Here is a 7,506-nt window from a genome sequence, read left to right on the forward strand (position 1 = left end):
AAAGGCTGACTGTTCATTGGGATTTGAACGCCTCTGGTGATTACCCACATGTTCGGGCGACAGTGCAACTGCGGGCGAACTTCGATTTGTGAGTAATCACCAGAACGCCTGGATTGCGGCGTGGGATTTGGGATTTATAATAACCTTCGCTATGAACCGTCCAACCTTTGCCGTCGTCAACCTGGCCGCTATTCAACACAACCTGCGCCGCCTGCGCGAGATTACGAAGACCAACGTGATGGCGGTGGTGAAGGCCAACGCTTACGGCCACGGCGCGGTTGAGGCGGCGCGGACGGCGGCGGAGGCCGGCTGTGACTGGCTGGGCGTGGCCTTTGCGGCTGAAGGCCTGGCCCTCAGGCAGGCCGGGTTGAAGGCCAACATTCTGGTGCTGGGCTACACGCCGCCCGATCTGGCAACCGAAGCCATCGAACACGATCTCTCGCTGGCCGTCTACGACGAAGAGGTGGCGAAATCATATTCGGACGCGGCGCGAAGTTTGAACAAACGCGCCAGGCTTCACGTCAAAGTGGACACCGGCATGGGTCGGCTGGGGACGCCGCCAACTGAGGGGGCGACTCTGGTGAGGCAGGTGAAGCAGTTGCCCGGCGTGGAAGTCGAAGGCCTCTTCACCCACTTTGCCTCTGCCGACGAAACCGACTTAAGTTTCGCTCACGAACAACTGGCCCGCTTTCAGCGTGTGCTCTCGGCGTTGAACGGCGAGCGCCCGCCCTGGGTTCATGCCGCCAACTCGGCGGCGGCGCTCGGCCTGCCCGAAGCGCGATTCGATCTGGTGCGAGTCGGCATCGCCATGTACGGCCTCGACCCCTCGCCCGACGTTCCGGTTCCTGCGGACTTCATCCCGGCGCTTGAGTGGAAATCCATCGTGGCCCAGGTGCGTCTCATGCCGCCGGGCGCGCCGATCAGTTACGGGCGCGAATACGTCACCAAAGGCGAGGAACAAATCGCCGTCGTCCCGGTTGGCTACGCCGACGGTTTCCGGCGCTTCCCCAAAAATGTGGCCCACGTCCTCATCGGCGGCAAACGCGCCCCGGTGGTGGGCCGGGTGTGCATGGATCAGATCATGGTCAACGTCACCGATGTTGGCGAGGTGAAGCGCGGCGACGAGGTGGTATTGATCGGCGGGCAGGGCAGGGCGCGACTCTCTGCCGATGACGCCGCCACCTGGTGGGGAACGATCAATTATGACGTGACCAGCGGCATTATGGCTCGCGTGCCGAGGGTGTATGGTGGTTGAGGTTGGAAGTTAGAGGTTGGAAGTTGGAAAGAGAGGTTGATATGAAAAGAATTATGCTGACAACAATCATATTGATGGTGGCGGCCTGCGGCGGGGTGTTGCCGTCGCCAACGCCGACACCGGTTCCGCCGACTGACACGCCTTTGCCGCCCACCGCCCTCCCGACGGCCACCCCAGAGCCACAACCGGCTTACACGAGCGACTTTGCCGTTTCGTTCATCGGCGAACTGTTCGGCGACGCGGAAAACGTGCACGATGGCCGGACGGAAACGTGGGCCTCGCTTCGCGCCGGCGGTCATGGCACCTGGGTTTTTGATCTGGGCGAGAAGATGCTGGTGTCGGCAGTGAAGTTCTGGCCGGTGGTGGACACGGGCGACGCGGTTTTTGTGACAAGCGTTGATGTGGGCGTTGACGGCCAGACCTGGACGACGGCGTTCGGGGGCGCCAACGACTGTGGCCGGCCCGATTGCAGTAATTACCTGCCTGATGAGTGGTCGGAGTTGAAATTTGCCTCGCCGCTTCTTGCCCGCTACGTGCGCCTGAATGCCGGGCCGCGCTGGCTGGCGCTGGCTGAAGTGGAGATTGAAGTTCTGCCGTTTGCGCCGTGAAACTAGAGCGGTTTCCAGGTTGGTTTACCCAGACTTCCGAAGTCTTCAAGACTTCGGAAGTCTGGAACCCGTAAATCAACTCGGAATTTGCTCTAAGGCTTCACCAGCGTGTCGGGAACCCAGGTGTAGCCGTCGTCATCGAGAAGATAAACTTCGCGCAGGCCGTGCGGCGTGTCAGTTGCCGGGGCCAGCACCCCAAAGCCCAACCGCCGGGCGGCGGCCTCGGCTTCGTCGGGGTCGCGCCCGTGCAGGCGCAGTTCCGCGCCCGCGCCGCGCTGGCCGGCCCCGGCCAGCGATCCTTCCATCGCGTGGCCTTGATAGGTGTGGTCGGCGTGCAACATCCACTCAGCGCCGTTGGCCCGCAGAACGGCAAAGTCCGGGTCGCTGTAAACCACCGTTGCGCCCAGCACCTCACGCTGAAAGACGAGCGCCTTCCCAACGTCACGCACCAGCAAATTGATCGTCAGCGCCTTGAGTGAGCGGCTGTAGTCGGCGGCTGGCATCCAGGGGTCGCCGGTTCGTAGTTTCATATTGATCTCCTTACGCAAACGTAGAGCGATTTGCCAAATCGCTCCACAATGAGAGATTCGCCGCAGAGTTTCTTTCTCTCTGCGCTCTCCACGAACTCTGCGGTTGAGAATCAGGCCAACACCTGAGCCAACACTTGCGGCTCGACGTTGCCGCCGCTGATGACGGCGACAGTCTGGCGCGCGGCGGGCAGTTCGTTTTGACGATAGAGCCAGGCGGCAAAGGGGACAGCGCCGCTCGGCTCGGCCACCAGCCGCGCTTCGAAGGCCAGGGTTCGCATGGCATTCCGAATTTCGTCTTCGCTCACGGTCACAATATCGTCCACGTAAGCTTGAATGTGCGGCCAGGTGAGCGCGCCGAGTTTCTGCACCCGCAAACCGTCGGCGATGGTGCGCGAGACCTGCTCGGCGGTGTAGCCGGTGAGCGTGCCACTCCGCAAACTTTCCTGCGCGTCGGCGGCCAGTTCCGGCTCGACGCCGATCACTTTGATATTGGATCGGCTCAACTTCAAGGCGGCGGCTATCCCGGAGATCAATCCGCCGCCGCTGACCGGAACCAGGGCCAACTCGGCGTCCGGCAAATCCTCAAGAATCTCCAAACCAATCGTGCCCTGCCCGGCCATCACCCGCTCGTCGTCGTAAGGTGGAACCGGAACCAGGTTGCGCTCCTTCGCCAGCGATTCAAATTTGGCGAGGCGTTCTTCACTGCTGTTGCCCACCAGCACCACTTCTGCACCGTAGCCCTTTGTCTTGTCAATTTTAATTTTGGGCGCGTTGCTCGGAATGACGATGATGGCTTTGACGCCGAGCGCCCGCGCCGCGTAAGCCACCGCCTGAGCGTGGTTGCCGCTGGAGTGGGTGACCACACCGCGCTCACGCTCCGCCGGGGTGAGGCTGGCGATGGCATTATAAGCGCCGCGCAATTTGAACGCGCCCATCGGTTGCAGGTTTTCGGGCTTGAGGAAGAGGGAACGGTTGGGGGCAGAACCCGGGTAGGCCAGCAGGGGCGTTCGCACGGCAATGCCCCGGATTCTGGTTTGGGCGAGTTGGATGTCTTTGAGGGTGATCATGGAGAGACACGGCGCTGTTGCCGCAGTTGCCAGGAGTGAGTTGCGAAGGTGTCTTAGGCCGCCATATACACGTGGACTTCGCGCTCTAACCGGCCGGCCAGTTTGTCCTTCTCGATTTCAAGATCGTAACGGGCCTGAAGATTTATCCAGAAGCGATCAGAAAGGCCGAAGTAACGCGATAGCCGAAGGGCAGTATTCGGACTAATAGAACGCTTGCCCAAAACTATCTCGTTGATCCGGCGAGATGGCACATTGATATCTTTGGCGAGCCGATATTGGCTGATATTCAGTGGTTTTAGAAATTCTTCGAGGAGAATTTCACCGGGATGAATTGGAGATAGCTTTCGTTCGGCCAAGGGAGTCTTTTGTTTCATAGGTCACCTTGGGCTATTTATCCGCCAGTTTGAGGAGATTGTCAAATGGAAAATGGTTCGGAATTAGCGGCGCGGGCTGGCTGGCGTTCTCGGCCAAATGGCTATGTACTTTCATCGGATTTCACCCGGCAGCGTTCCGCTCAATTAATCCGGGATGTCTAGCGCAACACGCAGTGCTTGATTGAGTTCGTCAATTTTGTGTGGTGGGAGCGTGCCGATGAAGTTGGTCAAGACAGATTTAGGCAGACTCACCAGTTCGTCGCAGTGAATGCTACTGGCGTGCTTCATGCCCTCGTCTTCGCCAATTGCTACCTGAGAGGACAAGCCATTACGCAACCTGATAAGCGAGAACGTCTGCCGCTTCCTGATTGAGATAGTCGGCCCGCCGGTTGATGATCTCAAGGTCTCTGGCGTTTTGCTCTTCCCGAATCAGTTGAGCAATGAAGGCCCGCACTGCTTGTTCGATGAACACCGAGCGGTTTCCATAAAGCTTGGCTCGCTTATCAATGACTCTGAGCAGGTCCTGAGGGAGAGTGATGTAGGTTCTGACTTTCATGTTGCCAATATACTCTTGTTACAGCGGCTCGTCAAATGTTGTTCGCCTAAAGTTGCGCGGCAGGCATACCGTCAACGGATTTCGCAGAACAGGTTGAACGGATTTCGCCCGACAGCGTTCCGGTCAATTCGCTCCCATAATCCGCTGACAGTGACGCTTCACATCATGCACGGCGGCTCGAAGGGGGAACGGTACCGGGGCGAGCGTTTGCTCCGCCGACCTAACTTGGGTAGCCCCATGATTCTGCGAAGCGACCCAAACGGAGTACTCACTCTGCTTTGATTATTTCTCTCAAATAGATTCTTGTACCTGATTTGATGCCTGTCACTGTTACGTTTTCATCCCAAAGTGGCTTAACAATGTCATCCATCATTCCTTCGGGGACGACAATGTTGTGCGGTGTGCCAGATTCTTCGACAAGTTGAATTTTACCTGATGCTTTTCGTGCGTCCGCGAGCAACAATCGCCCTGTTACGCTAACGAGTGCTCCAGTCTCTCCCTTTTTCAGCATCGAAGTTGAGGCTGAATGAGATATATTTTCTTGGGTTCGAGTAATTGCTAGATTTACTTCACTTTCACCCTTTATCTTGGTCAGTCCCACCATGCTTACTTTAGCCCCGTCGGGTGCAATACGCTTTGCAAGTCCAAGGAAGTTATGATAGTACGGTTCTTGCGGAATTTTCGCCCTGAGTTTTTCTTCTTGTTTACTGTTCAGCAAATCGAAACACTCCAAGATTTCATCTAAGACATCGCCAGATAAATCGAAGCCGGGTAATTCCATCTGGCGGCCAAGTCGCAGAGTCACCGCGAAACTTCCGGGGCGGGGGGTAGCTATGTAGAGGCTGTATCCTTCTTGAATTGTCTTTTTTGCAGACCCGCGTTCTCTAAACTCTCTGCCCAGCTTGCGTTCTACTGTCCGATATATTAAGCGCTCCATATCTTTGATGCGTTCAACTAATACTTCACTTAATGCAATGCCGTATCCTACAACACTGCCCGCTATTGACAACTGCAATTCTCCTATCGTCAAATCAACATTTTGCAGTCGCAGATGTCGGCTAAAATGAACTTGCTCAAGCAAGTCGCGCAATTCTTCAGCTATTTCAGTTGGTGGGTTTCCTACAAGGGCAGTAGCAATAAGACGTTCTGCTTCTCGCAATTCGCCACACTCAAGCGCCAGTGATGCGGCACTGCGAAATAACACAGAACGGGAAGGCTCGGCTGATAAATCAGCCTTGATTAACTCGGCGGCGGCTGTCTCTGACTCAAACGCCTTGCGAGTCAATTCTTCGGCTAGTTGAGCGTTCCCCTGCCGTTTAGCGATGTACGCTTGATCGGCAAATTCCATTGCTATTTCGTGCAGTTCGTTGAGTTTGGTCATTTCTGTACCAAGTGGGATTGTGGCTCGCTGAACTCAACAACGACAACAAAGGCAGGTAAAGTTCCGTCGCTTGGCTTGGTTTGTTTTATTTTCTTGTTGACTCGCGTTTTTACTGCGTTGGCATCGCCATTAAGAATGCCTGAGATTTCTAAACGTGCGGCGTTTTGAAAAGGTCTTTCCGCATTCTTATGACCGAGCCAATAATCAATGCCTGTGCCTTTGCGAGCCCGCTCTATTACTGTGAAGCCTGTAAGCTTCAATATCAAAAGAATGGCTATGCCGCAAGCACCAAACTCGGTCAAATCCTGTTCGTCATTCCACGCGCTTCGTAATTGGTCAGTGATTATGGTTTCCCAAAACACGTTGAAAGATGTTGTGGACATGCCGCGTACTTTCAACTCAACACCTTTAGGGTGATTTTGGCACTCGAAGCAATAGGCGCTGGCCTCACACAACAACTTGCCCCACGCCTCTGTAATACCAGGCAAGCCTGCTTGAAGTGTGTTGAGAGTGAGATTATATGTAGAGGTTGAACTCATCACCAAATTAGACCCGGATTTGGAGTACTCAAATTTATCTGACATAGGGTGAGGGTTTAGAGGCAGTGAATCAACGTCTCATTCGTTGAGGCGACTCGCTGGAATTACCAGAAACCTCAGGAGGGCAAGGCGTTAAGCCGCATCGGGTGTAAGCCGTTGTTGGGCACACTTTGCTAATCTTCGACCTGCAAGTGGCTTGATGTTGAGACTAAGTACTTGGCTTTTCTACCTGGCTCCTGAAATAGTAACCCAGAATGAGTCCCAATGGACCAGAGAAAATTCCAGAAATCGTAACAATGATTTCCTTCGCCTCGCCAACTTTACCTTCCAGAGGCATAAACAAACTTATTCCACCAAGTATTAATGATCCCAATAGGAAAAAGGCAAATACTGCTACAAAAATTAGAGCAAATATGCTGCGGATAATCGACTCATCTTTCAGTATGACAGATAAATCCTGTATTCTTCCTTTTTTACTAGGCATTATCCACCTCCGAGATTGAGTATTCAAATTACTTCAAGGGTATAACAATACGCTGGTTGCCCTTTTGAATGAAGACGGACTCTGCTTTAGGGTCTTGTTGGTAAATAGTGTAGAGCAGGCTTATGGCTTTGAAGACTATGTCTTCACGCGTATCGCCAAAGTAACCGAGCATGTCTTCAATTGCCGCGACTTCTTCTGATTCGAAAGTAACAGATAACGGAGTTCCCGATGAACCTCTAAGTGGTTGGATTCGACCTCGTTGAGTCATGGCTAATATGGTTCCTTTTGCCGCCCGTAGGTTTGTATGTGCGACCCACTGTACTTTCAGCCGCATCAAGCATCTACTATTATACGCAAGTTTCTACGCATAGATGCATTCTCTAGTCTTGAATAGTTTGCTCTACCACCCCCTCTTCCAGCACAGGTTTCAGCACCTAGCCAAACCGGAGCCCCTCACCCGCATCCGCCACATGCTCATCATCGTCAAAATAGCGGCGGCGGGTTTCGGTTTCGGGGCGGGCGGCAGGCACGCCGAGCGTAATGGGCGTGGTGTCCATCGTCACCCACACCGCACTGCTGGCGGAGATAAATGCCGAGTGGGCGGCTTTAAGCCAATAGACATTATTGGAAATAAGCGATAATAGGGCTATGCTTACTTACACTACATTGAAAGATAATCCGCGCCAATTTCTGGCGATGACCAGTCTGACCG

General features: G+C 54.5%; 10 protein-coding genes and 1 pseudogene. 2 read left to right on the forward strand and 9 right to left on the reverse strand.

The window, feature by feature from the left end:
- Positions 1–151: 151 nt before the first annotated feature.
- Positions 152–1,255: an alanine racemase gene (gene alr, locus HYZ49_01060; GenBank protein ID MBI3240871.1), complete on the forward strand. Its 1,104-nt coding sequence runs from the start codon at positions 152–154 to the stop codon at positions 1,253–1,255.
- Between the two features lie 53 nt (positions 1,256–1,308).
- Complete coding sequence (locus HYZ49_01065) at positions 1,309–1,863, forward strand: discoidin domain-containing protein (protein MBI3240872.1); 555 nt, start codon at positions 1,309–1,311, stop codon at positions 1,861–1,863.
- 92 nt (positions 1,864–1,955) lie between these two features.
- On the opposite strand, the gene HYZ49_01070 is transcribed toward HYZ49_01065, so the two are convergent.
- The 9 genes and pseudogenes from HYZ49_01070 to HYZ49_01110 all read right to left on the reverse strand — a co-directional run bounded on the left by HYZ49_01070 (position 1,956) and on the right by HYZ49_01110 (position 7,062).
- The gene (locus HYZ49_01070) at positions 1,956–2,399 is read right to left on the reverse strand and encodes a VOC family protein (GenBank protein MBI3240873.1); all 444 of its coding nucleotides are present in this window, start codon (positions 2,397–2,399) and stop codon (positions 1,956–1,958) included.
- 104 nt (positions 2,400–2,503) lie between these two features.
- Positions 2,504–3,460 carry a pyridoxal-phosphate dependent enzyme gene (locus tag HYZ49_01075; GenBank protein ID MBI3240874.1) on the reverse strand — a complete coding sequence of 319 codons (957 nt, stop codon included), beginning with the start codon at positions 3,458–3,460 and terminating at the stop codon, positions 2,504–2,506.
- A gap of 53 nt (positions 3,461–3,513) precedes the next feature.
- Positions 3,514–3,816, reverse strand: coding sequence for a HigA family addiction module antidote protein (locus HYZ49_01080; GenBank protein ID MBI3240875.1), 303 nt, complete (start codon positions 3,814–3,816; stop codon positions 3,514–3,516).
- A 162-nt stretch (positions 3,817–3,978) separates the two neighbouring features.
- Positions 3,979–4,122, reverse strand: coding sequence for a type II toxin-antitoxin system PemK/MazF family toxin (locus HYZ49_01085; GenBank protein ID MBI3240876.1), 144 nt, complete (start codon positions 4,120–4,122; stop codon positions 3,979–3,981).
- A gap of 40 nt (positions 4,123–4,162) precedes the next feature.
- Positions 4,163–4,390: a ribbon-helix-helix protein, CopG family gene (locus tag HYZ49_01090; protein MBI3240877.1), complete on the reverse strand. Its 228-nt coding sequence runs from the start codon at positions 4,388–4,390 to the stop codon at positions 4,163–4,165.
- Between the two features lie 1,051 nt (positions 4,391–5,441).
- A pseudogene (locus HYZ49_01095) lies at positions 5,442–5,771 on the reverse strand (hypothetical protein).
- On the reverse strand, positions 5,768–6,310 hold the full coding sequence (locus HYZ49_01100) for a hypothetical protein (GenBank protein ID MBI3240878.1): 543 nt from the start codon (positions 6,308–6,310) through the stop codon (positions 5,768–5,770). The pseudogene HYZ49_01095 and the gene HYZ49_01100 overlap by 4 nt, the downstream one beginning before the upstream one ends.
- 208 nt (positions 6,311–6,518) lie before the next feature.
- On the reverse strand, positions 6,519–6,794 hold the full coding sequence (locus HYZ49_01105) for a hypothetical protein (protein MBI3240879.1): 276 nt from the start codon (positions 6,792–6,794) through the stop codon (positions 6,519–6,521).
- A 28-nt stretch (positions 6,795–6,822) separates the two neighbouring features.
- Entirely contained in the window at positions 6,823–7,062 is a 240-nt protein-coding gene (locus HYZ49_01110) for a hypothetical protein (protein ID MBI3240880.1), read from the reverse strand.
- Positions 7,063–7,506 lie beyond the last annotated feature (444 nt).

Source organism: Chloroflexota bacterium, from assembly GCA_016197225.1.
GTDB lineage: Bacteria > Chloroflexota > Anaerolineae > Anaerolineales > VGOW01 > VGOW01.